Below are 23,491 nucleotides of genomic sequence, written 5' to 3'. Positions count from 1 at the left end.
AATATGGGCTGATTTTACGTGAAAGCAGGCGCGCGGCAACGGCTTTTTAGGCCGCCGGCGCCGCATCCTCGCCGTCGCCATTTTTAGCATCGGCTGCCGCTTCGCCTTCGGCCGGCGTTTCCGCGCCGGCTTCGGCCTGCGCTTCCACTGCCAGTTCCGGCGCATCCACGGCTTCTTCCGGTGCTTCGTCGTCTTCGAAGTCCAGATCGGCATCGGCCGGTGCCGCATCGGCGGCCGGTATTTCCAGAATACGGGCTTCGATGCTCAGATCCACTTCGTCCCAGCGCAGAATATCGAGCTTGACCTGCAGACCACGCGCCACCTGCGGCATGCCCGGCAGACGGATAATGAGCGGAATATCGACCAGACGCAGCACCTCGTCCTTAAGCACCACGGCATCGACCTGGCGGGCATTTTCCTGACCCAGCCAGCGCAGACACCAGTAACGTTCCATGGTGGACTGGTGATCGTTATAGGCTGCATATGCCGCATCGAACTGCGACACGATGGCGAACAGATTGGCATCCTTGTGCTTGAAGTTGGCCACCAGCGGCGCCGTCACGCCATGCTCGGCGCAGGCCAGAATCTGCCACTGGTTGACCAGATCGGTGTAGCGGCGCAGCGGCGAGGTGCTCCATGCATACTGGTCCACGCCCAGCCCCTGATGGGGTGCCGCGTGCGTCAGCATACGCACCTGCATCTTGGCAGCCCAGCCGCCCACGCCCTGCCCCTGACTACGGTAGATGCCGGGCACGCCATGGTCGTGCATCAGCTTACCCCAGGTGCTATTGGCAAAGATCATCAGCTCGGCCACGATCTTGTCCAGCGGCGCGCCACGCTTGCGGCGGCTTACCGTCACCACATCGTCTTCCACATAGAAGTTGAAATCGACACGGTTGTTCTGTTCCGGCTTCAGGCCCCACGCTTCACGCTTGACCATACGGGCTGCTTCCAGCACCTGTGCCCATTGCCAGATCAGGCGCAGCGATTCCTTGTGCGGGTACTCGCCCTCGCCACTGGCCAGCGTTTCTTCGTTGACCAGATCATCGAGATCGTTGTGGCGCAGGTTGTTTGCAATCGGCACCAGTTCGGCACGGGTTTCGGTAGCCAGCACAGACCAGTCGGCCATATTCAGCGTGGCATACAGCGACAACGCCGGGCAGGTTTTGCCTTCAGCCAGCGTGAACGCTTCCACCACGGCGTCCGGCAGCATGGTGATTTTATCGCCCGGCATATACACGGTGGACATGCGCGCACGTGCCAGCTTGTCCACGGCGTCGTCCGGCTTGATGCCCAGACCCGGCGCAGCAATGTGGATACCGATTTTGACCTTGCCCTCATCCAGCATGGTGACCGAGAAGGCATCGTCGATTTCGGTGGTGGTCACATCGTCGATCGAGAAAGCTTGTACATCGGCCACCGGTAAACCAGCAGGTGCCTGCGGCACTGGCACTTCAGGGAAGCCTGCGCCACGGGGGAAGTTCTCGAACAGGAAGCGCGCCATGTGCAGCGCTTTGGGCGATGCTACGCCGCCCACGGCCAGCATCAGACGCTGCGGCGTGGTGTGCAGTTCATTGGCCGCCGCTTCCAGTGCCTTGAATTCGATGGTGTTCTTGTCCGGCTTGAACAGCAGTTGCAGCACCATGCTCTGCATGGCTTCCGGCAGTTGCTGGGCTTTCAGCTGATCGACATAGCCGGCCTGTATCAGCGCCTGCTGTTTCTTCTTCTCGATGCCGGCCAGCGCAGCGCGCAGCGATTGCTCGGGCGCCGCCTTGTAACGGCCACGACCTTTTTTGTAGAAATAGATGGGTGAGGAATGCAGGCAAAGGATCAGGCCCGCTGCTTCGGCTGGCAGTGGCGCATGGCCGAAGTACTCGGCGCCCAGTTCGGCAAAACCGAATTCCTCTTCACCGGCCACTTCCCACAGAAAATCGAGGTCGATCTCGGCGGCGATGGTTTGGGCCTGCTCCATCAGTTCGGCCGGTGCCGGCTTTTCGAACTGCAGCAGCACGTCCTTGGCCTTGACCTTGGTACGCTTGCCGCTGGCCATTTCAACCTGATAGGCCTCGCCAGCCTGCGTCATCATGGTGCCGACCTTGAAATCGCCGGATTCTTCGAAGAATAAATTCATTGCTGTTTTTCTGTAGGGTTGATTCGTTGTTGCTATCGTTATTGCTTGTTTATTTACTTGTATGCTGCGGCAGCAGCGCAAGCACGGAGGGCAGAAACACTTCCGTCACCAGCAGGCTGCCCTGCCGCCGCCGGTACAGGCAGCGGCGCGCATACAGTATCAGTTCATCTGCGCCGGCAGCGTCGGGGCCATCCAGTCCCAGCGCCTTGCGCGCCCGCAGCGCCAGCGGATGGCCCGCACGCAGACGGGCAAATTCCAGTTCGCCTCGCCGCACCTGCGGATCGCCGAACAGCGTGGTGCCCAGCGAACGTTCTCCCAGCGCACTGAATAAAGGCCAGTCGCTGGCCGTGGCCGACATCGGCACCACAGTATGGGCAAATACCACAGGCGTATTATCGCAGCGTAGCAGCACCTCGCGCTCCCACACCCGCCCGGCGCGGTGCATGCCGATACTGGCCGCTTCGTCGTTCAGGCACAGGGCAGTCTGCTGGTGCAGACACTGCACACGGAAGCTGCTGCTGTGAGCTTTCAGGCGTGCCGTGAGCGAGCCATCTTCCGTCAGCCACGGACGCAGTGCGACCGGAGCATTCAGTGCCAGCACGTGCGGCTGCCAGCGGGTCTGGCGCAGCGAGGCGCTGCGCGCAGGCGTCAGAGTATGCTTCAAGACTTTGCTCCGATACCGCAGAAGGCCAGCACCTCATCCAGATAGTTGGCGAATTCGCTAATACCGTGGTCGCTGCCTTCGATGATGTGCTGCTGTGCACCGGCATAGTGGGCCACCATGTCGCGGTAGTCGAGCACTTCGTCGCCGGTTGCGGCCAGCAGCAGATAGCACTGTGGCTCAGTGATTTTGGCGACGGCCAGCGCGCGCAGTTCATCAATATATTCGCGCTTGAATTCGAACGGCTCGTCCGAGTGGTAGGCCGTGGTCACGCCCACATGCTTGTCCAGATCCTTGAGCGGCACCACGGCAGGATTGAGCAGCACGGCAGGGCAGCCCAGACGTTCGGCCAGCCAGGTGGCGTAATAGCCGCCCAGCGAAGAACCGACGATACGCAGTTCGCTGGCCGGCACGCCTTCGATCAGAGATAGCACCTGTTCCATCGCCAGCTTGGGCGAAGCAGGCAACTGCGGACATAGCCATTGCTGTTCCAGCCCCAGTGTCACCATGCGCTCGGCCATCAGGCGCGCCTTCATGGAGCGCGGCGAGGAACGGAATCCGTGCAGATAGAGAATCATTGAGACAGCGCCGCGAGAATTTTGCCGTGGATGCCGCCGAAGCCGCCGTTACTCATGACCAGTATCTGATCACCGGAGCGAGCTGCCTTGACGATGGCTGCTACCAGCGTATCGATGTCGTCATAGGCACTGGCTTTGTCGCCCAGCGGTGCCAGCGTGTCGCCCAGACTCCAGCCCAGCGCTGCTTCGCTGCCGTAGCCGAACACCAGATCGGCCGCATGCAGGCTGCCCGGCAGCGCATCTTTCATGGCGCCCAGCTTCATGGTGTTGGAACGCGGTTCCAGCACAGCGAGGATGCGGGTATCCGCGCCCACCTTCTGGCGCAGGCCGCCCACGGTGGTTTCGATTGCCGTCGGGTGGTGGGCAAAGTCGTCATACACGGTTACGCCATTCACCACGCCGCGCACTTCCATGCGGCGCTTGACGTTCTCGAAGCGAGCCAGCGAGGCCGCCGCCTGCACCACCGGCACGCCGACATGGCGCGCCGCAGCGATGGCCGCCAGCGCATTGTTGCGGTTGTGCTGCCCCGTCAGTTGCCACTGCACGTGGCCCGCTACCTCGCCTTGGAAGATCACATCGAAACTACCGTCGTCGTATTCCTTCATGCGCCAGTCCGCCGCCTCGCTGGCACCAAAGCCTTCGCGCTCGCTCCAGCAGCCGCGCTTGATCACGCGCTGCAGCGAGTCCTGATCGGCATTCACGATGACGCGGCCGATGCCGGGCACAGTGCGCACCAGATGGTGGAACTGGGTTTCGATGGCAGCCAGATCGGGGAAGATGTCGGCGTGATCGTATTCCAGATTATTCAGGATGGCGGTCTTGGCGCGGTAGTGCACGAACTTGCTGCGCTTGTCGAAGAAGGCCGTGTCGTATTCGTCGGCTTCGATCACGAAGAAGATGGAATCCTTGTCGCCCTGCATACGCGCCGACACGCCGAAGTTCATCGGCACGCCGCCGATCAGGAAGCCCGGCGCGTAGCCGGCATCTTCCAGTATCCACGTCAGCATGGACGACGTGGTGGTTTTGCCGTGCGTACCGGCCACGGCCAGCACCCAGCGGTCCTTTAATATATGTTCGCCTATCCACTGCGGGCCCGAAACGAAGGGCAGACCGCGATTCATGATTTCCTCGATCAGCGGATTACCGCGCGAAACCACGTTACCGATCACATACAGATCAGGCTTGAGCTCCACCTGTTCCGGCCCGAAGCCCTGTATCAGTTCTATGCCCTGCGCCTGTAATTGCGTGCTCATAGGCGGGTAGACATTGGCATCACAGCCCGTCACGCGGTGCCCCGCTTCTTTTGCCAGAACAGCAAGACCACCCATGAAAGTGCCGCAGATACCAAGTATGTGAATGTGCATAAAGCGAGAACCGGAACTAAAGTAATTAATATGAAGGCGAACAGAAGATGAGATTTTACCCGACCTGCCGCCCTTTTCCCGGTTCAGAGTATGATCACGTTCATGACTGCACATGGAATTCCCGAAGTCCTGCTTTTGCGTGCCGAGATTGCTGCTGCGGCGGCACGCCTGATCGCGCAGGACGGCGCTGACTACAACAGTGCCAAACGCAAAGCGGCGCGCCAGATTCTGGGCGATACCCAGCCGCCGCCTAATCTATTACCTGATCACGCGCAGATCGAAGCCGAAGTCCGGCTTTACCAGTCTTTATTCCATAGCAATACCCAGCCGGCGCGGCTATTCCGGCTGCGCACGCTGGCGGTGGAAATCATGGAGAAGCTGTCGGCCTACCAGCCTCACCTGACAGGCTCTGTATTAAATGGCACGGCCGGTCCGCACGACGACATCCATTTGCAACTGTTTGCCGACAGCGCCAAGGAAGTGGAAATCTTCCTGCTCAATAAAAATTTGCAAATTGACATCTCCGAGACGCCTCATTTCAAAGGGCCCCGCTTCGGCATGGTGGAAACAGTCAGTTTTATGTGGCACAAGGAAGGCGTGCACGCGGAATTGTATGAATTGGATGATTTGCGGGGTGCCGTGAAAAGCCGCGCCGATGGCAAAATCATGCGAGCCGATCTGGATAGTGTGCGTGCCCTACTAATTAATACTACCCACGGCAATATTAGTACCGATCAAACAACTAACGAATAAAACTTATCATGAATCAAAAACATCTGGCTGCTTATGCTGTTGTCGCTTTGTTATTTGGTGCTTCCGGCGCCTATGTCGGCATGAATAAGAAAGCGCCAGCACCACCGCTGACCACCACCATGCCGGCCGGCGTGACGGGTCCGGTAGCCGAACTATATAAGCAGAGCCTGCCGGATGCGGCTGGCAAAACCCATGCACTATCCCAGTATCAGGGCAAGGCCATGCTGGTGAATTTCTGGGCCCCGTGGTGCGCCCCCTGCGTGCAGGAGATGCCGGAACTGTCAGCACTGGCCGCCGGAGAAGAGGGCAAGAAGCTGCAAGTTATCGGAATTGGTATTGATTCGGCAACAAATATCGCCGATTTTAGCAACAAGTTTAAAATCAGCTATCCGGTCTTCGTGGCCGGCATGGCCGGAACCGAGCTGTCGCGCCAGTTCGGCAACGGTGCCGGCGGCCTGCCCTACACGGTTCTGATCGGCGCCGATGGTCAGGTCAAGAAGACCTATCTGGGCCGCCTCAAATTCGACGAGTTGCGCAAGGATTTAGCAAGTCTTTAACTGGTTTCATGAGTTTTTTTTTCTTGCCATTGCCGGCGGTTGGCGGCAAAATGCGGAACTTTCGCGGAAAACGGTCCTGAAACCATGGCAACTAAGCTGTTACTGCTCAACGGTCCTAACCTGAATTTGTTAGGCACACGCGAGCCTGAGGTTTACGGCGTGCAGACGCTGGCCGACATCGAACGCGCTGCCGAAGCTCAGGCTGCAGCGGCCGGTGCCAGCCTGTCCTGTTTTCAGAGCAACCACGAAGGCGCATTGATAGACCGCATCCACGCAGCCCGTACCGAGGGAGTGGAGGCCATCGTTATCAATCCGGGAGGACTGACACACACCAGCGTGGCGTTACGCGACGCACTGGCGGGCGTGGCGATACCGTTTGTCGAGGTACACATCTCGAACATTTATCAACGGGAATCGTTCCGCCATCACTCTTTTCTTAGCGCGATCGCACTGGGTACGATCTGCGGACTAGGTATCGAAGGATATCGGTTTGCCATCGACTTCGTTCTTAAAAAGCGATAACCTACGCAATCTGCGCGCAACCGCTGCGATTTAGCTCAAAAGGCCGGGTCGCTCATTACACTAATCAAAGACATTCCTGGGGGTTACATGGATCTACGCAAGCTGAAGACCTTGATTGATTTGGTCGCAGAATCGGACATCGCCGAACTCGAAGTGACCGAAGGCGAAAGCAAAGTTCGCATCGTCAAGTCGTCCGCCATGCCACAAAATCAGATGGTCATGATGCAGCCGCAAAGCATGCCTCAATACCACGCCGCCCCTGCTGCCGCCCCAGTGGCCGCTGCCGCCGCTGCCGCTCCGGTTGCCGCTGTGGCCGCCGAACCGACTGGCCACGTGGTCAAGTCGCCTATGGTCGGCACCTTCTACCGTTCGTCCGCTCCGGGCTCGCCAGCTTTCGTTGAAGTGGGCGCCACCGTGAAAGAAGGCGACACCCTGTGCATCATCGAAGCGATGAAGCTGCTGAACGAAATCGATGCCGACAAAGCCGGCACCATTACCCAGATTCTGGTCGAAAACGGCCAACCGGTCGAATTCGGCCAACCGCTGTTTGTGATAGGCTAAGACCGGTTCCTGCCCGCCCCTGCTGGTGGCGGGCTGACCGGCTTGGTCCGCCTTCCCTCCTCTACCTGACGTCACCGGCGCGACCGGTACTCACAGACCTAGCGAACCTATCATGTTTGAAAAAATCCTCATCGCCAATCGTGGCGAAATCGCCCTCCGGATTCAGCGCGCTTGTCGCGAACTGGGCATCAAAACCGTTGTAGTGCACTCGGAAGCCGACAAAGACGCCAAATACGTGAAGTTGGCTGATGAGTCGGTCTGTATCGGCCCTGCCCCATCGAGCCTGAGCTACCTCAACATGCCGGCGATTATCAGCGCCGCTGAAGTCACGGATGCGGAAGCTATCCACCCGGGCTACGGCTTCCTGTCGGAAAACGCCGACTTCGCCGAGCGCGTGGAGAAATCCGGCTTCGTCTTCATCGGTCCACGTTCGGATTCGATCCGCATGATGGGCGACAAAGTTTCGGCCAAGCAGGCCATGATCCGCGCCGGCGTACCGTGCGTGCCAGGTTCGGATGGCGCTTTGCCAGACGATCCTAAGGCGATCGTGCAAATTGCCCGCAAAGTCGGCTACCCTGTGATCATCAAGGCCGCTGGTGGCGGTGGTGGCCGTGGTATGCGCGTGGTGCATACGGAAGCTGCCCTGATCAACGCCGTGGCCATGACCAAATCGGAAGCCGGTGCTGCCTTCGGCAATCCGGAAGTCTACATGGAGAAGTATCTGGAAAATCCGCGTCACGTGGAAATCCAGATTCTGGCCGACGAACATAAAAACGCCGTCTGGCTGGGCGAACGCGACTGCTCGATGCAGCGCCGCCACCAGAAGGTCATCGAAGAAGCACCGGCACCGGGCATTCCACGCAAACTGATCGAGAAAATCGGCGATCGTTGCGCTGAAGCCTGCCGCAAGATCGGCTACCGTGGCGCAGGTACTTTCGAGTTCCTGTACGAAAACGGCGAGTTCTACTTCATCGAAATGAATACCCGCGTGCAGGTGGAACACCCTGTGACGGAAATGATTACCGGCATCGATATCGTGCAGGAACAGATCCGCATCGCCGCCGGCGAGAAGCTGCGCTTCCGTCAGCGCGACGTGATGCTGTCCGGTCACGCGGTAGAATGCCGTATCAACGCGGAAGATCCGTTCAAGTTCACCCCGTCGCCGGGCCGCATCACGGCATGGCACGTACCGGGCGGTCCGGGCGTACGCGTCGACTCGCACTCGTATGCAGGTTATTATGTACCACCGCACTACGATTCGATGATCGGCAAAGTGATCGCTTACGGCGCGACCCGTGAACAGGCTATCCGTCGCATGCAGATCGCGCTGTCGGAAATGGTGGTCGAAGGTATCCAGACCAACATCCCGCTGCACCGCGAACTGATGATTGATGCCCGTTTCATCGAAGGTGGTACCAACATCCATTATCTGGAGCAGAAACTGGCCGATATGCCCGATCTGCACAAACTGAGTCTGAGTAACAAGGCACAAGCATAAAAATGAGCTGGACTGAAATCGTCATCGAAATCGCCCGCGACCACGCGGAAACCCTGTCGGAAGCGCTGATGGATGTCGGCGCCCTGTCGGTTTCCGTCGAGGATGCAGACGAAGGCACCGACGCGGAAAAACCGCTGTTCGGCGAGCCGGGCATGGAACCGACCGAAGCGGCCTGGGATCACAGCCGCGTGGTCGCCCTGACCAACGAGGACGATGATCACGCGCTGATCGTGGGCGCAGCAGCCGCCCAGATCGGCCTGCAGACCCTGCCCCGCTTCACCACCCGCAAGGTGGAAGAGCAGGACTGGGTACGTCTGACCCAGTCGCAGTTTGCGCCTATTCACATCGGCAAGAACATCTGGGTGGTGCCGAGCTGGCACGAAGCACCAGACCCGGACGCCCTGATACTGGAACTGGACCCCGGTCTGGCTTTCGGTACGGGCAGCCACCCGACCACCCGCCTGTGCATGGAATGGCTGGAAGCCCATCCGGCACCGGGTAAAACCGTGCTCGACTACGGTTGCGGTTCCGGCATTCTGGCCATGGTGGCCAAGAAGATCGGCGCCGGCACGGTGGCTGGTGTGGACATCGATCCGCAGGCCATCGAATCGGCCAAGGATAACGCGCTGCGCAACCAGTGCGAGATCGACTACTTCCTGCCCGATAGCTTCGCCACCTCGCAATATGCGACGCAGCGTTTCGATATCGTGGTGGCGAACATTCTGTCCAGCCCGCTGAAACTGATGGCACCTATGCTGTCGGGTCGCGTGGCCGAAGGCGGTTCGCTGATCCTGTCCGGCGTGCTGGCACGTCAGGCGGAAGAAGTAGCGGCTGCCTACGCTCCGTTCATCAAACTGGGCGTGTGGGCCGAACAGGATGGCTGGGTGGCGCTGCATGGCCGCCTCGGCAGTGACGTGGTTCCAGCGGCACGCTAACCACAGCAATGGCGCTCGCCACTAAATGCCCCCACTGCAACACGGTATTTCGGGTCGCTCACGACCAACTGAAATTACGTGGGGGCATAGTACGCTGCGGCTCCTGTAACGAAGTCTTTGACGGCAATGCGGCGCTACTGGCGCCGCCCGCTGCCGCTCCCCTGCCTGCTGCGCCTGCCGCAGCGTCCGTAGCACCTCCTGTAGCAGCACCTGCGCCGACTCCGGCGCCAGCGGCACCAGAACTCAGCACTGCCCCTGCCACTGCCGCTGCCGCTGCAGACAGCAGTCTCGCTGATTTACCCGTCCTGCCGGTCGATGATGACCATGATGCGCCGCTCGAAACCGAGCCTACGCCTGAGCCGGAACCTGAGCCTGAGCCTGAGCCTGAACCTGAGCCTGCGCCTATCCCTGCTCCCGAGCCTACGCCTGCGCCCTTGCCGCAGCAGACGCCATTTGACGCCAAAATGGACGCGCTCGACACACGCGCAGCGGAAGCACTGCAGGATGAAGCTGCCGATACCGAAGCAGCGCTGGAACTGGATACCGCCATCGAGCTCGATAGCCACGAAGGCGATCCTGCGGCACAGGCTATGTACGCTGCAGCGACCGAAGCAATCGCCGATCCGCTGGAATTACCGCCGGCCCCGGCCAGCCTGCCCAATGCCATCGACCTGCCACTGGAACTCGATCTGGACATCGAATCCGAAGCAGCGCCAGTCGCACCGGTCGAGCTAGCGCCCGCAGCGCCGGAGTTGGCGCCGGAACCGGAGCCAGAGCTGGAGCCAGAGCTGGCACCAGCCGAACCTGAACTGATGCTGGCTCTGGAGCCAGAACCAGAGCCGGAACCATACACCGAACCAGCCAGCCCGGCGCAGACGGATAGCTGGCCGCCAGCAGCGGAAGCCCAGTCTGGTCCCGCGATGGTGGATCATCCCGCGCTGGAAGAGCAGCTGGCGATCGAAACCATGTCGGATGCCGAGCTGGAAGCAGCACTGGCTGCCGAACTGGCCGTGATGGAGCGCAGCATAGGCGCTGACGATGAGCCCAAGGCCAGCAGCGCCAGTGAGCGCATCGAACCGAGTTTCGATGCCCCGCTGACGCCAGAACCATCCTTCAACGCGCCGGCCACGTCTGCGGTCGATCTGCACGCGCTGGATGACGATGACGATACGCTGGTGGAGCTGTCGTCGGCCAGCAAACAGGCCGCCAGCAACCATCCCATGACGCAGGCTGGCACCGAGGCCGACCTGCTGCTGCAACCGGCCCGCACCACCGAAGCTGCCGCCGAAGAGGCAGCTGGCGAGGAACCCGGCTTTATCAAGAGCGACCGGCGCCGTCAGAAATACGGCAAAGCCATCAGCATTGCCATGGCACTGGGCAGCGTCGCGCTGGTCGGCGCACTGGGCGCACAAGGCGTGACCACCTTCCGCAACCAGCTAGCCGCAGCCATGCCGCCCCTGAAGCCGGCGCTGACGGCAGCCTGCAATGCACTGGGCTGCAAAATCGAACTGCCGGCCCAGATCGACGATCTGAACATCGAACAGGGCGAACTGCAAACCCTGAGCGACACCACCTTCTCGTTCAACACCCTGCTGCGTAACCAGAGCGCCACGGCGCAAAGCTGGCCGCACATCGAACTGGTGCTGGACGATGCCAGCGACAAGGCCGTACTGCGCCGCGTATTCACCCCGCGTGACTACCTCGGCCCCGACGTGCCGCTCGATAAGGGCTTCGCTCCGCACACCGAACAAGCTGTCAAACTGTTCTTCGAACTGAACCAGCTGAAAGCCTCCGGCTATCATATCGCCGTCTTCTACCCATAAAGCACACCATGAACCAGACTTCCCTGATCTGCGGCTCGATCGCTATCGACACCATTCTGCAATTCCCCGGCCGTTTCGACAGCCTGCTGCTGGCCGACCAGCTGCACAAGGTGAATGTGTCCTTCCTCGCTCCGACCATGCGCACCGAATTCGGTGGCTGCGCCGGTAACATCGCCTACAACCTGATGATGGTGGGCGGTGATCCGCGCATCGTCGGCGTGATGGGCCAGGACCACGGCGCCTATACGGAACGCCTGCGCAAGCTGGGCCTGTCGACGGACAACATCCTGATCAAGCCGGAAGCCTACAACGCCCAGTGCTTCGTCACGGCCGATGAAGACAACAACCAGATCAACGCCTTCCACCCTGGCGCCATGTCCTACGCGCACGAGAACGATATCGCCAAAGCCGGTCCGGCGCGCATCGCCATCATTTCGCCGGACGGCCATCTGGGCATGCAGAAGCACGCGGCCGATCTGGTCAAGCTGGAGATTCCGTTCATCTTCGATCCGGGCCAGCAGCTGCCGATGTTCAATGCCGATGAACTCATCGATTTCATCAACAAAGCCACCTACGTCACCGCCAACGATTACGAAATCGAACTGCTGATGTCGCGCACCGGCCTGACCATACCGGACATCGCGTCCCGTCTGGAAGCGCTGATCGTGACCCGTGGCGAGCAGGGTTCCGAGATCTACACCCAGGGCGAACGCATCGTGATTCCGGCCGTGCAGGCGGAACAGGTGCTCGATCCTACCGGCTGCGGCGATGCCTACCGCGCCGGCCTGCTGTACGGCATCACGCAGGGCTGGAAGTGGGAAACCACGGGCCGTCTGGCCAGCCTGCTGGGCGCCATCAAGATCGCCCACAAGGGTGCGCAGAACCACAAGTTCACGCCGGCCCAAATCGCCGACCGCTTCGAAGCGGCTTTCGGCTACCGCTACTAAGCAAAACGACGCCCGCAGGCGTCGTCCCGCATGCAGCGCGCCAGGCCCAGTCTGATCTGGCGCTGCATGGTCTGACTCCGGCTGCGGCGTGCCCGCAGCCTCTCCTACCTAGAAATGACCGCTGAACAGCATCCCCAGCAGAATCTGGGCGATCTGCAGCAGGATCACGGCCACCAGCAGCGACAGATCGAGATTACCCACCAGCGGCACGGTGCGGCGGATAGGCCGCAGCAGCGGCTCGTTGAGCGCGCGCACGAAGGGCGCCAGCGGCGCATGGGGATTCACCCAGCTGAAGATCGCTTCGACGATCAGCAAGGCCATAAAGCCGTACAGTATCCAGCTCAGGAAGCGCTGCAAGGCCGCCAGCGCCACCATCTGCGGCGATAGCCCTGCCAGCAGCAGCACCGAAGTCGCCAACAGCACGATCAGGAAGGCGCCAATCAGGCTGGCCCAGTCATAGCCGCCTACCCCGGGCACGATACGGCGCAGCGGACGCACCAGCCAGTCCGACAACTGGAAAGTGAATTGTGCCACCGAGGCCGGTGGCCGTACGCGGATAGCCTGCATCCAGAAGCGCAGCAGCAGCGCACCGCCCAACAGGGTGGCGATGGCGTCGACGATCAACATGACGATACTCAGCACGGAACTCCTCCAAAAAAAAACCGCTGTGTGATTGTCTCACACAGCGGCTGGTTGCCTCAGCAGGCCACCTAGCTTTTTATCAAGCTTAGGATGGACGGGTGCTGGTCGGGAAAGGCCAGGCAGCTGCTGGAGCTACCACGGTCTTTGCTGGCGCAGCAGCTGGTGCAGGGGCTGGAGCGGCAGCAGCTGGTGCTGGTGCCGGAGCAGCGGCTGGGGCCGGAGCTGGCGCAGCAGCAGCGGCCGGCGCAGCAGCTGGTGCAGCGGCTGGCTTGGCAGCTGGTTTAGCAGCAGCTTTTTTCGGCGCAGCTTTTTTAGCAGCTGGCTTGGCAGCAGCTGGTGCGGCTGGAGCAGCAGCTACCGGAGCAGCGGCTGGAGCAGCTTTCTTGGCAGCTGGTTTTTTCGCGGCTGGCTTGGCTGCAGCTTTAGCCGCTGGCTTAGCGGCTGGCTTTGCAGCTGGCTTGGCCGCTGCTTTGGCTGCTGGCTTGGTAGCCGCAGCCTTAACTGGCTTTTTTGCTGCAGGCTTAGCTGCCACCTTTGCAGCCGGTTTGGCTGCCGCTTTTACCGCTGGTTTTTTGGCAGCTACTTTTTTAGCAGCTGGCTTGGCTGCGGCTTTAGCAGCTGGTTTGGCGGCGGCTTTAGCTGCTGGCTTGGCAGCGGCTTTCTTGGCTGCTGGTTTAGCAGCTGGTTTGGCGGCAGCTTTTTTAGCTGCTGGTTTTGCGGCTGGCTTGGCAGCAGCTTTTTTAGCGACTGGCTTGGCAGCGGCTTTCTTCGCGGCTGGCTTAGCGGCTACCTTCTTGGCAGCTGGTTTGGCAGCGGCTTTAGCGACGGTCTTCTTGGCGGCTGGTTTAGCTGCAGCTTTTTTAGCGGCTGGCTTGGCAGCGGCTTTTTTCACTGCTGGTTTAGCTGCAGCTTTTGCTGCTGGCTTGGCGGCTGCCTTAGCTGCTGGTTTAGCTGCTGGTTTAGCGGCAGCTTTTTTCACTGCTGGCTTGGCGGCTGCTTTGGCTGCTGGTTTAGCGGCGGCTTTTTTCACTGCTGGTTTAGCGGCTGGTTTAGCTGCAGCTTTTTTCACTGCTGGCTTGGCTGCTGCTTTAGCGGCTGGCTTGGCAGCGGCTTTTTTCACTGCTGGTTTAGCGGCTGGTTTGGCAGCGGCTTTAGCTGCTGGTTTGGCGGCCGGTTTAGCGGCGGCTACTTTTTTTGCTGGAGCTTCAGCTTTCGCTGCCGGCTTCTTGGCAGCTGGTTTTTTTGCGGCGGTTGCCATTTTTAGTTCTCCTTCATCGGGGATGGGAAAATTCATTACAAGATTTAAACCCGTCCAGCCCGGGATTAGGCTAGGCGAATTATTCATCGGCACAAACGAAAGCCGTTTGCGCTAATGAATTCGGCACTAGCTGAACTGCTGCCCCTCCTCACGAGTGCAGCACTTCAGCCATCGATCTGTTCGCAGTCCGTGGCCGGCGCAGCGTACAGATACAAATCTTGTCGCGACGTTTTGCGGGTGGTCGGGCGTGTACTCAGCTCCAGGGACCTACGTCGCAGACCACTACTGTCTCACTCTCAAAACAAAAAACCGCCCGGCCTGAACCGGTTCAGGCAAGACGGTCGATCAAAAACAGTGTGGTGTCAGCATATGGTTGTGGTTCTGTATCCTGTTTAGCGTCCTGTTTTGCAGCCCGTGCGTATCAAAAAATCCGCTGATTTGCAAACACGCTTTTTCAATTTCGTAAAGTACACGAAAACCTTGTCGGTGCGCAACCAGCACGATACGGATTCACGTGCATTTTTTCTGCGCTATGCGACTCGGCTCACCTTCGAGCACACAATCTGCTGCCTCGTATCGCCAGGCGCTGACCACTGCGCGCGCTCGATCGTCGCAGAAAGCGCTGGCTGCAAACTCCGGCGGAAATTTCGCACTTTAAAGCGCGCCTTATTCCATCTGGGTTTCTTTGAATCGCTCCGGTTCCGGATGAATTCTGTTTGCTGCTGCTTGCTGTTTCGAGAGCGCCGCTGCGTAGCCATCACGCGAACACGACACGCTGTTTACAAATTCGTCGCGATTATGAGACAGAGCGCAGCGAATGGCAAGCACCGCAATCGTGCAGCGCGCGCAAAAAAAACGGATCCCGCAGGATCCGTTTTTCAGCGTGGCCATTTGGCCGGACATTTAGTCCCAGTTCAGAGCACCACCGGTCTGGTATTCGGTGACGCGGGTCTCGAAGAAGTTACGCTCTTTTTTCAGGTCGATCATCTCGCTCATCCATGGGAATGGATTGTCTTCCTGATCGAACAGCGTCTCCAGACCGATCTGGGTAGCACGACGGTTGGCGATGAAGCGCAGGTAGCCTTTGAACATGGTGGCGTTCAGACCCAGCACGCCGCGTGGCATGGTGTCTTCGGCGTAGGCGTATTCCAGATCCACGGCGCGCAGGAACAGCTGCTTGATTTCTTCCTTGAAGGCTGGAGTCCACAGCAGCGGGTTTTCCATCTTGATGGTGTTGATCAGGTCGATGCCGAAGTTGCAATGCATGGACTCGTCGCGCAGGATGTACTGGTACTGTTCGGCGGCGCCCATCATCTTGTTCTGGCGGCCCAGCGCCAGAATCTGGGTGAAGCCGACGTAGAAGAACAGGCCTTCCATCAGGCAGGCGAACACGATCAGCGATTTGAGCAGGGTCTGGTCGCTTTCCACCGTGCCGGTGGTGAACTTAGGATCGGTCAGGGTGTTGATGAACGGGATCAGGAACTCGTCCTTGTCACGGATGGACTTGATCTCGTTGTAGGCGTTGAAGATCTCGCCCTCGTCCAGACCCAGCGACTCGACGATGTACTGGTAGGCGTGGGTGTGGATGGCCTCTTCGAAGGCCTGACGCAGCAGGTACTGGCGGCATTCCGGCGCCGTGATGTGGCGGTAGGTGCCCAGCACGATGTTGTTGGCGGCCAGCGAGTCGGCCGTCACGAAGAAGCCCAGATTGCGTTTCACCAGACGGCGCTCGTCGTCGGTCAGGCCGTTCGGATTCTTCCACAGCTCGATATCGCGCTGCATATTCACTTCCTGCGGCATCCAGTGGTTGGCGCAGCCGGCCAGGTATTTATCCCAGGCCCATTTGTATTTGAACGGCACCAGCTGGTTGACGTCGGTTTTACCGTTGATGATGCGCTTGTCGTCGGCGTTGACACGCAGGGCGACCTGCTCGGCGCTAGCTTCGCCCGACTCCAGTGCAGCTTGATTGACAGCTTGTGGTGCGGCCGTAGAGGCCTCATCGTCCCAGGACAGCGACATAGTGTTTTCCTTCAGAATTCGGTTGGATTAATTAAGTTTCTAATTAAATCGGAGCGGCCGGCCCATCACACGATGCACCGGCACGCAGAGTTTTTACTGGCAGGCTTCGCATTCCTCGAAACCGTCGTCACCCGGACGCAGGTAGCAGGCCGCACCTTCGGCCACTACCGGTGCCGGTGCTGCCGGCGCGGCGGCTGCCGCGCTGGCCGAAACACCGCCATCGACCGCCACGGCATTCAGCGCGCCGGTACGGGTGGTGGATTTCTCCAGGTGGGTCGCTGCAATGGTACGCAGGTAGTAGGTGGTTTTCAGGCCACGCAGCCATGCCAGCTTGTAGGTCTCATCGAGCTTCTTACCGGACGCGCCTGCCATGTAGATGTTCAGCGATTGCGCCTGATCGATCCATTTCTGACGACGCGAAGCCGCTTCCACCAGCCAGGTCGGCGAGACTTCGAAGGCGGTTGCATAAATGTCACGCAGATCTTGCGGGATGCGGTCGATCTTGGCCAGCGAGCCGTCGAAGTACTTCAGGTCGGCGATCATCACTTCATCCCACAGGTCGCGAGCTTTCAGGTCACGTACCAGATAGGCGTTGATCTCGGTGAACTCGCCCGACAGGTTGGACTTCACGTACAGATTCTGGAAGGTCGGCTCGATACAGGCCGACACACCGATGATATTCGAAATGGTGGCGGTTGGAGCGATCGCCACGCAGTTCGAGTTACGCATACCGAACTTCTGGATGCGTTCGCGTACCGGTGCCCAGTCCATGCTCGCCGACAGATCCTGCTCCAGATAACCGCCGCGCTCTTCGGCCAGCAGCTTGACGGAATCCTGTGGCAGGATGCCGCGGTCCCACAGCGAGCCTTTGTACGACTGGTACTGGCCACGTTCTTCGGCCAGCTCGGTCGAAGCCAGATAGGCGTAGTAGCACACTGCTTCCATCGAAGTATCGGCAAAGGCCACGGCTTCGTTGGACGAGTAAGGAATGCGCATCATGTGCAGGCAGTCCTGGAAGCCCATCACACCCAGACCGACCGGACGGTGACGCATATTGGCGTTACGGGCCTTGTCGACGGCGTAGTAATTGATGTCGATCACGTTATCCAGCATGCGCATGGCGGTGCGGATGGTTTTCTTCAGCTTGACGTGATCCAGCTTGCCTTCTTTCATGTGGGCCGGCATGTTGACCGAACCCAGATTGCAGACGGCGATTTCGTCGGCATTGGTGTTCAGGGTGATCTCGGTGCACAGGTTGGAGCTGTGGACCATGCCCACGTGCTGCTGTGGCGAACGGATGTTGCATGGGTCTTTGAAGGTGATCCATGGGTGGCCGGTTTCGAACAGCATGGACAGCATCTTGCGCCACAGGTCCAGCGCAGCCACTTTCTTGGACACGCGGATTTCGCCGGCAGCGGCCTTGGCTTCATAGGCCAGATAGGCTTTTTCGAAGGCTTTACCGACCAGATCGTGCAGGTCAGGCGTGTCCGAAGGCGAGAACAGGGTCCAGTCGCCTTTTTCCATCACGCGCTTCATGAACAGGTCGGGAATCCAGTTAGCCGTGTTCATGTCGTGGGTACGGCGGCGGTCGTCGCCGGTGTTCTTGCGCAGGTCGAGGAATTCCTCGATGTCCATGTGCCATGTTTCCAGGTAGGCGCAGACGGCGCCCTTGCGCTTGCCGCCCTGATTCACCGCCACGGCGGTGTCGTTGACCACTTTCAGGAACGGTACCACGCCCTGCGATTTGCCGTTGGTGCCCTTGATGTGGGCGCCCAGTGCACGTACCGGCGTCCAGTCGTTGCCCAGACCGCCGGCGAACTTGGCCAGCAGTGCGTTTTCCTTGATGGCGTCGTAGATGCCTTCCAGATCGTCGGAAACGGTGGTCAGGTAGCACGACGACAGCTGCGAACGCTGGGTGCCCGAGTTGAACAGGGTCGGGGTGGACGACATGAAGTCGAAGGTCGACAGCAGGTTGTAGAACTCGATGGCGCGCGCTTCGCGGTCGGTTTCGTTCAGGGCCAGACCCATGGCGACACGCATATAGAAGGCCTGCGGCATTTCGATGCGGATGTCGCGCACGTGCAGGAAGTAGCGGTCGTACAGGGTCTGCAGGCCGATGTAGCCGAACTGCAGATCGCGGTCGGCCACCAGTGCCTTGGCCAGACGGGCCAGATCGAATTCGGCCAGTTTGGCGTCCAGCAGATCGGCGGCGATACCTTTGGCGATGTATTGCGGGAAGTAGCTCACGTATTCGGCGGCAGCGGCAGCCTGTGCCACTTCCTTGCCGAAGACTTCCTTACGGATGGTGTGCAGCAGGATGCGGGCCGTCACTTGCGAGTAGGCCGGATCTTTTTCCATCAGGGCGCGGGCCGCCAGAATGGCCGACTTGTGCAGCTCTTCCACTGGCACGCCGTCGTACAGGTTTTTCATGGTCTCGGCCAGAATCGCGTCGGCATCGACGTGCTTTTCCAGACCGGCACAGGCGGCATTGATCAGGTTCGATACGCGGTCCAGTTCCAGCAGCTTGCGCTCGCCGTTTTCCAGCACGTGGATCTGCGGTGCAGTGATAGCGGTGGCGCCGGCGGCTTCCTTGGCGGCGCGGCGCTCTTCCATCTGCTTGGCGCGGTACAGCACGTAGGCACGGGCCACATCGTGTTCGCCCGAACGCATCAGCGCCAGTTCAACCTGATCCTGCACATCTTCGATGTGGAAAGTGCCGCCCGAAGGCTGGCGGCGCACCAGTGCTGCCACCACGCTGGCGGTCAGCTGTTCTACCAGTTCGCGGATGCGGGCCGAAGCCGCGCCCTGACCGCCATTCACGGCCAGGAAGGCTTTGGTCATCGCTACGGCGATCTTCGACGGTTCAAACGCGACGACCGCGCCGTTACGGCGGATGATGCGGTAGTCACCGAGGTCGCTGGCGGCCGTAACAGGGCTGCTGGCGGTGCTCGCAGCAACTGAAGGTACCAGTGCCGGATTGATGGTGATGTCTTGAGTAGATTGCATTTAAGCTCCCCGAAAACAGCGTGCAGTCAGTGCTGCGCGACGTAATGTTGTATAAAAAAGGCCGAAATACTGCGTTCAGCCCTGATTGCTGGCTGACTCAATTGCCAAATAAGCTGCAATAAAAAGCGTGATCGACTGGTCTCAACGAATTGCAAATAGTTTAAGAACCAGTGTCTTGGGAACTACTATATCTAGTGATAGACGTGAATCGATACACTGATTGTAGTGATCGGAGTGGGCTAAGACAAGTGGAAATTTTGCTATAAACGGCAATTTTTCTATTGACTTTGCAGGAGCCCTTTTACAAAGCGCAGTTCCCCGAGAGCGCCCACTAACGTGGCGCATTGCGACAGCGCCAGCTGCCGGTTTTTGCGCCAGCTTTGCTGATAATGTGACCAGTCAAACAACACTCCGGGATCGGTCTTGCGGCCCGGCGCAATGTGTTCATGACCTAGCACATCGGCCAGCGGATAGCGCTGCTGCAGTGCCAGCGTCAGCACCGCCAGTGCCTCGTACTGGGCCGCTTCGAATGGCGTGTTGTCCGTACCTTCCAGCTCGATACCGATGGAAAAATCATTACATTTTTCCCGTCCGCAGAACTCGGAGCGTCCGGCATGCCAGGCCCTCGCGTTAGCAGAAACATACTGCAGTACGCGGCCGTCACGGCGGATGAAAAAGTGGCTGGACACTCTCAGCCCGCGCAGGTCGGCAAACGAGGGGTCAGCATTATAATCGAGACGGCCGGTAAACAGGTCGGACACGTGCGGCCCGCCGAACTGGCCGGCCGGCAGCGAGATATTGTGGATCACCAGCAGGGTGATATCGGCCGGGTCGGGCCGCTCGTCGTAGTGCGGGCTGTCGTAGCGCTGTGCCAGCGGCCACCAGCCGCCGTCATCCACCGGCGTCATGTCCGGCACGGCGTTGGACGGGGACGGGTTCACGTGTCCGGCTCCTGGATATCGAGCTTCTGCATCTGGTAGCGCAGCTGGCGGAAGCTGATGCCCAGCAGCTGGGCAGCCTGGGTGCGGTTGAACTGGGTCTGGGCCAGTGCTCTTAATATGAGCTCGCGCTCGATACGGTTGAGGAAGTCCGGCAGATTCGGCGGCAGCACATCGATCTGCGGCAGCGGCGGCCAGTCGGCCGCAGTCTGCGCACTGTCCAGCGCCAGCGGCGCAGCTGCTGCTGCCAGCACGCCACCTGCGCCGGCAGCGGCTAGTCCCGTGACCATGGATGGCGGATGCAGGTCAGTAGCGCTATGTGTCGCGGCGCCGTCATCCGTCTGTGGCAGCCGCATGGCCGCAGCTTCCGTGGCCGCCAGATATGGCGTCGGCGTGGTCGGCGTCGGTAGCGGCACGGTGGCCTCCACCATGCGCGCGCCCTTGAGCGCCAGATCGGCCACTTCGATCACGCCATCATTGGCAAATGCCAGCGCCCGTTCGAGGATGTTTTCCAGCTCGCGCACATTGCCGGGGAAGGAATAGCTGCGCAGCGCATCGAGCACGCCCTCGCCCAGCCTGACCTCGGATTCGAAAGTACCCAGCCTTTCCAGTATGCCGTCGGTCAGCACGGGCAGGTCGTCGAGGCGCTCGCGCAGGGGCGGCAGACTCAGTTCGATCACATTCAGGCGGTAATAAAGGTCCTGACGGAAGCTGCCCTGCTCCACGCACTGGGCCAGATTCTTGTGCGTGGCACTGATGATGCGCACGTCCACCGGCTCTTCGGCAGTGGCGCCTATCTTGCGCACGCGCCGCTCCTGTATGGCACGCAGCAGCTTGACCTGCATGGCCAGCGGCAGATCGGCCACTTCATCGAGCATCAGGGTGCCGCCATTGGCCGCCTGGAAGAAGCCATCGCGCTCGTCGGCCGCACCGGTGAACGCACCTTTGCGGTAGCCGAAGAACTCGGCCTCCATCAGGGCTTCCGGGATCGCGCCGCAATTGACGGCGATAAAAGGCTTGGCTGCGCGCGAACTCTGGGCATGGATTTCCCGCGCCGCCAGTTCCTTGCCGCTGCCCGATTCGCCGTTGATGGCGATAGGCGCCATCGAACGGGCCAGCCGCGCGATCTGGGCGCGCAGCGCTTCGATCACGGCCGAATTGCCGCGCAGCCGGCTGGCCGCCGGCTTGGCGGCCGGCGCTTCATCTTCCGGCTGGCCGGAGCTCAGGCGCAGGGCGGAACGTACCATCACGCGCAGCTGGTCCAGCGCCACCGGCTTGGAAATATAGTCGAAGGCGCCGGCTTTCAGCGCCACCACGGCATTTTCCGCACTGCCGAAAGCCGTCACTACGGCGATAGGGGTATTGCGGTGGCTGGCACTGACTTCGCGTACCAGTTCCAGCCCCAGCCCGTCGGGCAGGCGCATATCGGTCAGCACCAGCTGGTATTCCACCCCGGCCTGCGCCAGCAGCGCACGCGCTTCGCCCAGCGTGGCGGCACAATCGACCTCCAGCCCCATCTTGAGCAGAGTCAGTTCCAGCAGCTCGCGCAGGTCGGCTTCATCATCCACCACCAGCACGCGAGGGAATCGAACAGTCATCAAACTACCTCTCTACTTCGGGGCCGGATGGGCGAAAGTGATTACGAAACGCCCGCTCGAGCGCGGCTTGCCGCTGGCATCCTGCTGACCGTCGAAACGGTATTCATAGTCCAGCCGCGCCTCGTTATTCAAACATAATTCCCGCGCCAGATACAGCCCCAGCCCCGTGCCCTTGCTCGAAGTGGTGTAGAACGGCTCGAACAGGTGGGCCCGCACTTCCGGCTCTATGCCGGGGCCATCATCCTGCACATGCAGTTCCAGCGCGTGCGAGGGCAGGCTGCGCAGGTCCAGCCGGATCGAGCGGGCGCTGCCACTGGCATAGCGCACAGCATTATTGAGCAGGTTAAGCAGCACTTCGCGCAGATGCAGGGCATCGAAGCGCACCGGCGCCGCCTCCGCCAGCGTGAGTCCCAGCATGTCGGCCGGCAGGCCATGGGTTTCGGTAAATTCCTGTACCAGCTCGGTGAGGAAGCCTTGCAGCGCCAGCGGTTCATTGTGCGGCTGCGCCTTGCGCGACAGCTGCAATATGTCCTCCACCATGCGGTTCACCCGGCTGACGTTATCGCCTATGATCTTCAGCAAACGGGTCTGCACCCCGTCTGTCATGTCCTCGCCCAGCAGCGCAGTGGCGTGGCCAATGGCCGATAGCGGATTGCGCACTTCGTGGGCAATGCTGGCCGTCAGCCGGCCCATCGAGGCCAGTTTCAGCTGCTGCGCCTGATTTTCTATGCCCGTCACATCCTGCAGGAAGATCACGCTGCGTTCCGTGCCCAGTCCTGCCGTGTCAACCGCGGCAAAGCGCACTTTCAGGTGGGCCGACAGGTCGCGCCGCACGCTCCATGCCGCCGTTACCTGCTGCAGGGCGTCGTCGGCATAGGGCTTGATGGTGACATACGCTGTGCTGCGGCTGCGTTCTTCGCACCAGGCAGCATAGGCCTCGGCCAGCGGCGCCAGTGCGCCCGAATCGGCCAGCCTGAAATCCTGCTGCGCGCCCAGCATGCCCAGCATCTGCTGCGCCGCCGGATTGCTGGCGTAGATATGGCCGGCACGGTCGGCCACCAGGATGCCATCGCCCACATTGGCCATCACCAGCTGGTTGACGGCCTGCTGCACATTCACTTCCACCCCGCGCTGGATGGCCAGTTCTTCCTGTCCGATCAGGCGCGCGGCCAGCCGGTTCACCACCAGCACGGCGGCGAAAAAGGCCGCGCCGTACAGGCCGGCCTGCAGGAAAGGCCGTTCGCTTTCCATCATCAGCACGCGCCAGATGCTTTCGCCCAGCATGAACAGGGCTACCAGCGCCGTGCAGAACAGCGACAGCAGCAGCGGCGCGAGGATGGCCGCACCGGCCAGCGGGAACAGATACAGGATGGCCAGCCCGCTACGCAGGCCGCCACCGACGATGAACAGCAGCGAAATGATCACCAGATCGGCTGCGATCTGGGAGAGCAGCTGCCAGCGGAAGCGCTGCTGCCAGTACACGGCCAGCAGGGCATAGCCGAGTGCCACCATCAGGTAGACCACGCAGAGCTGCAGGTTCAGGTAGGAGCTATCGGCGCGCAGGCCGTTGCGGTCGAAACTCAGATACACCAGCAGCACCAGCGCGATCACGACGCGCGAAATGCTCAGCGTCTGCAGCGAGCGCCAGAACGAGGCGCGCGCTTCGGCCGGAGCGGCGGTGTGGCCGGATTCCACGCTGG

Annotated in this window: 21 protein-coding genes; 10 read left to right on the top strand and 11 right to left on the bottom strand. The window is 60.5% G+C overall.

All coding sequences use genetic code 11. From position 1 onward, the window contains the following. Window positions 1-46: 46 nt before the first annotated feature. The 4 genes from GTP23_RS01995 to mpl are packed head-to-tail and all read right to left on the bottom strand — an operon-like array spanning window position 47 to window position 4,698. Complete coding sequence (locus GTP23_RS01995) at window positions 47-2,131, bottom strand: ribonuclease catalytic domain-containing protein (protein WP_161033633.1); 2,085 nt, start codon at window positions 2,129-2,131, stop codon at window positions 47-49. A gap of 49 nt (window positions 2,132-2,180) precedes the next feature. Continuing rightward, complete coding sequence (locus GTP23_RS01990; protein ID WP_371866784.1) at window positions 2,181-2,795, bottom strand: chorismate--pyruvate lyase family protein; 615 nt, start codon at window positions 2,793-2,795, stop codon at window positions 2,181-2,183. Next, window positions 2,792-3,370 (bottom strand): YqiA/YcfP family alpha/beta fold hydrolase, encoded by a 579-nt coding sequence (locus GTP23_RS01985; protein WP_161033632.1) that lies wholly within the window; start codon window positions 3,368-3,370, stop codon window positions 2,792-2,794. Before GTP23_RS01985 ends, GTP23_RS01990 begins: the two co-directional genes overlap by 4 nt. Continuing rightward, a complete protein-coding gene (mpl, locus tag GTP23_RS01980) occupies window positions 3,367-4,698 on the bottom strand; it encodes a UDP-N-acetylmuramate:L-alanyl-gamma-D-glutamyl-meso-diaminopimelate ligase (protein WP_229255892.1) in 1,332 nt (443 codons plus the stop codon). The genes GTP23_RS01985 and mpl overlap by 4 nt, the downstream gene beginning before the upstream one ends. Before the next feature lie 138 nt (window positions 4,699-4,836). On the opposite strand from mpl, the gene GTP23_RS01975 reads away from it, so the two are divergent. The 8 genes from GTP23_RS01975 (at window position 4,837) to GTP23_RS01935 (ending at window position 12,330) form a co-directional block, all read left to right on the top strand. Continuing rightward, the gene (locus GTP23_RS01975; RefSeq protein ID WP_161034591.1) at window positions 4,837-5,487 is read left to right on the top strand and encodes a hypothetical protein; all 651 of its coding nucleotides are present in this window, start codon (window positions 4,837-4,839) and stop codon (window positions 5,485-5,487) included. Window positions 5,488-5,495: 8 nt separating this feature from the next. Beyond that, window positions 5,496-6,044 carry a TlpA family protein disulfide reductase gene (locus GTP23_RS01970; RefSeq protein WP_161033630.1) on the top strand — a complete coding sequence of 183 codons (549 nt, stop codon included), beginning with the start codon at window positions 5,496-5,498 and terminating at the stop codon, window positions 6,042-6,044. Between the two features lie 84 nt (window positions 6,045-6,128). After that, window positions 6,129-6,566, top strand: a complete 438-nt coding sequence (aroQ, locus tag GTP23_RS01965) for a type II 3-dehydroquinate dehydratase (protein ID WP_155432882.1) — start codon at window positions 6,129-6,131, stop codon at window positions 6,564-6,566. A gap of 87 nt (window positions 6,567-6,653) precedes the next feature. Next, window positions 6,654-7,127 carry an acetyl-CoA carboxylase biotin carboxyl carrier protein gene (accB, locus tag GTP23_RS01960; protein ID WP_155432881.1) on the top strand — a complete coding sequence of 158 codons (474 nt, stop codon included), beginning with the start codon at window positions 6,654-6,656 and terminating at the stop codon, window positions 7,125-7,127. Window positions 7,128-7,239: 112 nt separating this feature from the next. Continuing rightward, entirely contained in the window at window positions 7,240-8,625 is a 1,386-nt protein-coding gene (gene accC / locus GTP23_RS01955) for an acetyl-CoA carboxylase biotin carboxylase subunit (protein WP_155432880.1), read from the top strand. Between the two features lie 2 nt (window positions 8,626-8,627). Then, window positions 8,628-9,560, top strand: a complete 933-nt coding sequence (gene prmA / locus GTP23_RS01950) for a 50S ribosomal protein L11 methyltransferase (RefSeq protein ID WP_155432879.1) — start codon at window positions 8,628-8,630, stop codon at window positions 9,558-9,560. Window positions 9,561-9,568: 8 nt separating this feature from the next. Beyond that, complete coding sequence (locus GTP23_RS01940; RefSeq protein ID WP_229255891.1) at window positions 9,569-11,383, top strand: DUF3426 domain-containing protein; 1,815 nt, start codon at window positions 9,569-9,571, stop codon at window positions 11,381-11,383. Between the two features lie 8 nt (window positions 11,384-11,391). Next, the gene (locus GTP23_RS01935; protein WP_161033629.1) at window positions 11,392-12,330 is read left to right on the top strand and encodes a carbohydrate kinase family protein; all 939 of its coding nucleotides are present in this window, start codon (window positions 11,392-11,394) and stop codon (window positions 12,328-12,330) included. A 108-nt stretch (window positions 12,331-12,438) separates the two neighbouring features. On the opposite strand, the gene GTP23_RS01930 is transcribed toward GTP23_RS01935, so the two are convergent. Next, window positions 12,439-12,957, bottom strand: coding sequence for a YggT family protein (locus GTP23_RS01930; protein WP_155434069.1), 519 nt, complete (start codon window positions 12,955-12,957; stop codon window positions 12,439-12,441). Window positions 12,958-13,116: 159 nt separating this feature from the next. Here GTP23_RS01930 and GTP23_RS01925 point away from each other — a divergent pair, with 159 nt between their 5' ends. Then, window positions 13,117-13,257 (top strand): hypothetical protein, encoded by a 141-nt coding sequence (locus GTP23_RS01925; protein ID WP_161033628.1) that lies wholly within the window; start codon window positions 13,117-13,119, stop codon window positions 13,255-13,257. Continuing rightward, complete coding sequence (locus GTP23_RS01920; protein ID WP_161033627.1) at window positions 13,242-14,345, top strand: hypothetical protein; 1,104 nt, start codon at window positions 13,242-13,244, stop codon at window positions 14,343-14,345. The genes GTP23_RS01925 and GTP23_RS01920 overlap by 16 nt, the downstream gene beginning before the upstream one ends. Window positions 14,346-14,896: 551 nt before the next feature. On the opposite strand, the gene GTP23_RS01915 is transcribed toward GTP23_RS01920, so the two are convergent. The 6 genes from GTP23_RS01915 to GTP23_RS01890 form a co-directional block, all read right to left on the bottom strand. Beyond that, window positions 14,897-15,121, bottom strand: a complete 225-nt coding sequence (locus tag GTP23_RS01915) for a hypothetical protein (RefSeq protein WP_161033626.1) — start codon at window positions 15,119-15,121, stop codon at window positions 14,897-14,899. A gap of 12 nt (window positions 15,122-15,133) precedes the next feature. Next, window positions 15,134-16,249 (bottom strand): ribonucleotide-diphosphate reductase subunit beta, encoded by a 1,116-nt coding sequence (locus GTP23_RS01910; RefSeq protein ID WP_161033625.1) that lies wholly within the window; start codon window positions 16,247-16,249, stop codon window positions 15,134-15,136. 93 nt (window positions 16,250-16,342) lie between these two features. Beyond that, window positions 16,343-19,255: a ribonucleoside-diphosphate reductase subunit alpha gene (locus GTP23_RS01905; protein WP_161033624.1), complete on the bottom strand. Its 2,913-nt coding sequence runs from the start codon at window positions 19,253-19,255 to the stop codon at window positions 16,343-16,345. A gap of 278 nt (window positions 19,256-19,533) precedes the next feature. Beyond that, window positions 19,534-20,163 (bottom strand): 1,6-anhydro-N-acetylmuramyl-L-alanine amidase AmpD, encoded by a 630-nt coding sequence (gene ampD, locus GTP23_RS01900; RefSeq protein WP_161034589.1) that lies wholly within the window; start codon window positions 20,161-20,163, stop codon window positions 19,534-19,536. A 29-nt stretch (window positions 20,164-20,192) separates the two neighbouring features. Beyond that, a complete protein-coding gene (locus tag GTP23_RS01895; RefSeq protein ID WP_161033623.1) occupies window positions 20,193-21,791 on the bottom strand; it encodes a sigma-54-dependent transcriptional regulator in 1,599 nt (532 codons plus the stop codon). A 12-nt stretch (window positions 21,792-21,803) separates the two neighbouring features. Beyond that, entirely contained in the window at window positions 21,804-23,486 is a 1,683-nt protein-coding gene (locus GTP23_RS01890; RefSeq protein ID WP_161033622.1) for a sensor histidine kinase, read from the bottom strand. Between the last annotated feature and the right edge of the window lie 5 nt (window positions 23,487-23,491).

The sequence above is a fragment of the Duganella fentianensis genome (genome assembly GCF_009857835.1).
In the GTDB taxonomy this organism is placed as follows: Bacteria; Pseudomonadota; Gammaproteobacteria; order Burkholderiales; family Burkholderiaceae_D; genus Rugamonas; species Rugamonas fentianensis.
Note: the sequence above shows the minus strand (reverse complement) of the source record. Positions and strands in the feature narration are given on the sequence as shown.